The sequence below is a fragment of the Streptosporangiales bacterium genome (assembly GCA_009379955.1).
GTDB lineage: Bacteria > Actinomycetota > Actinomycetes > Streptosporangiales > WHST01 > WHST01.
On record WHST01000225.1, the window covers coordinates 1 to 1,799 of the forward strand.

The following is a 1,799-nucleotide window of genomic DNA, read 5'->3' on the forward strand; positions in this document are numbered from 1 at the left end:
CGGCCTGACTCTTTACGCCGTCCTCCGCGAACTCCAGGCCCTACTCGGCGTCTGGACCGGCGCTTGCCGTCTCTGCCTGCAACCCGTCCTGCCACGCCCACCCACCCCCGCAGACTCGACATAACAAAGTACTACTAGGGGGTCGACCCGGCCAGGGCGGACAGCGCCCGGGTGAAGCAGTCCGCGGGCGGGTGCACGAGACCGGCGCCGACCTGCCCGGTGCCTGGCACGCGGCCGGCGATGCCGGTGTTGATGCTCGGCAGCACGCCGGTACGGACGACCGACACGACGTCGATGCCCGCCGGCGTGCCGCGGAAGCCGAGCACGGGCACCTGGAACATCGGGTGCTCCGCCAGGGTGATCTCGTACATCGACCTGGTGGCACGAAGTGCGTCGTCGGCCGATCCGCCGACGAACCGCACGATCGCGGGAGCGGCGGCCATCGCGAAGCCGCCGAGGCCCGCGGTCTCGGTGATCGCCGAGTCGCCGATGTCGGGGTTCGCGTCGTCGGGTCCGTACGCCGCGAGGTAGAGCCCGTCGGGCACCTCGGCAGGCCCGGTGAACCACTCGTCGCCGGTGCCCGACACCTGGATGCCGAAGTCGGTGCCGTTGCGCGCCATCGCGACGACCAGGGACGAGCCCGCGACGTCGCGGGCGGCGTCGAGGGCGAGCTTGCAGGCGGGCATCACGAGGTTGAGGAAGAAGTGGTCGTTGCCGTTGGCGAACCTGACCACCTCGGCGACGTCGGCGAGTGCGAGGCCGTCCGGCAGGTCGCCCCACCCGGCCGCGTCGAGCAGCTCGGGGACGAGCTCGCGGACGAGCATCATGGTGCCGGCGCGGTTGCGGTTGTGCCCCTCGTCGCCCATGTGCAGCATCTGCGCGACGATCGCGCGGATGTCGACCGGTCCCTCGCGGTCGTTCCTGCGACGCACTGCGACCTGCAGCAACGGTCCGAGCACGCGCGACATCCAACGCAGCCGGTCGACGACCTCGGGACCGTACGCGCCGTAGCGCAGCACCTTGCCGAGGCCCTCGTTGAGCGTGCAGTACGCGGTGCCGCCGTGGACCGGATCGCGCAGGAGGAACCCCCACATGGACGGCGAGACGACACCCGCCATGGGCCCGACGGCGCCGAGGGAGTGGCACGGCCTGAGGTCGTAGCCCTCGCCGGCGGCGAGCATGCGCTCGGCCTCGTCGGCGTCCGCGGCCATGCCCTCGAACAGCAGCGCGCCGACGAGTGCGCCGCGCATCGGTCCCGACGCGCGGTCCCAGGTGATCGGCGGCCCCGCGTGGCAGAGCTGTCCGCGGGTCAGCCCGAGCGCCTCGTGCGCCGGCAGGACGTCGACGAGCTCGGCCCCGGCGGCGAGCATCCGCGCGACGGCGGTCGCGTTCGCCGCCTCGCGCCGAGGGTCGGCGACGACGCGAGCGAGCGCGTCCGCGTCGGTGCCGGACAGCGGCGGCCGCCAGTCGACCCGCGCGACGGTGACGCTCTGCCGCTCCAGCGACTCGGCGAGCAGGTCGACGCCCGCGGTGGCCACCGTGGGCGTGCCGTCGAGCAGCCCGCCCAGCGGCCCCGGCCCGTCCCCGTCGTCCATGTCGCGCACGCTACTCCGTGGCCGCAACCCGTGAGGGTGCCCCTCACGGGTGGCCGGGCGCGGTGGGGGTGCCCTTCACGGTGGTCGGGCGCGGTGGGGGTGCCCTTCACGGTGGCCGGGCGCGGTGGGGGTGCCCTTCACGGTGGCCGGGCGCGGTGGGGGTGCCCTTCACGGTGGCCGGGCGCGGTGGGGGTGCCCTTCACG

1 protein-coding gene is annotated in these 1,799 nt (G+C 74.0%); it reads right to left on the minus strand.

The window, feature by feature from the left end; all coding sequences use genetic code 11:
• Positions 1–134: 134 nt before the first annotated feature.
• Positions 135–1,595 carry a DUF1116 domain-containing protein gene (locus GEV10_32040; GenBank protein ID MQA83032.1) on the minus strand — a complete coding sequence of 487 codons (1,461 nt, stop codon included), beginning with the start codon at positions 1,593–1,595 and terminating at the stop codon, positions 135–137.
• Positions 1,596–1,799: the final 204 nt, after the last annotated feature.

Excerpts from the sequence above, each read along its gene's own strand:
- GEV10_32040 (MQA83032.1), bottom strand. The coding sequence starts at position 1,595 with ATGGACGACGGGGACGGGCCGGGGCCGCTGGGCGGGCTGCTCGACGGC.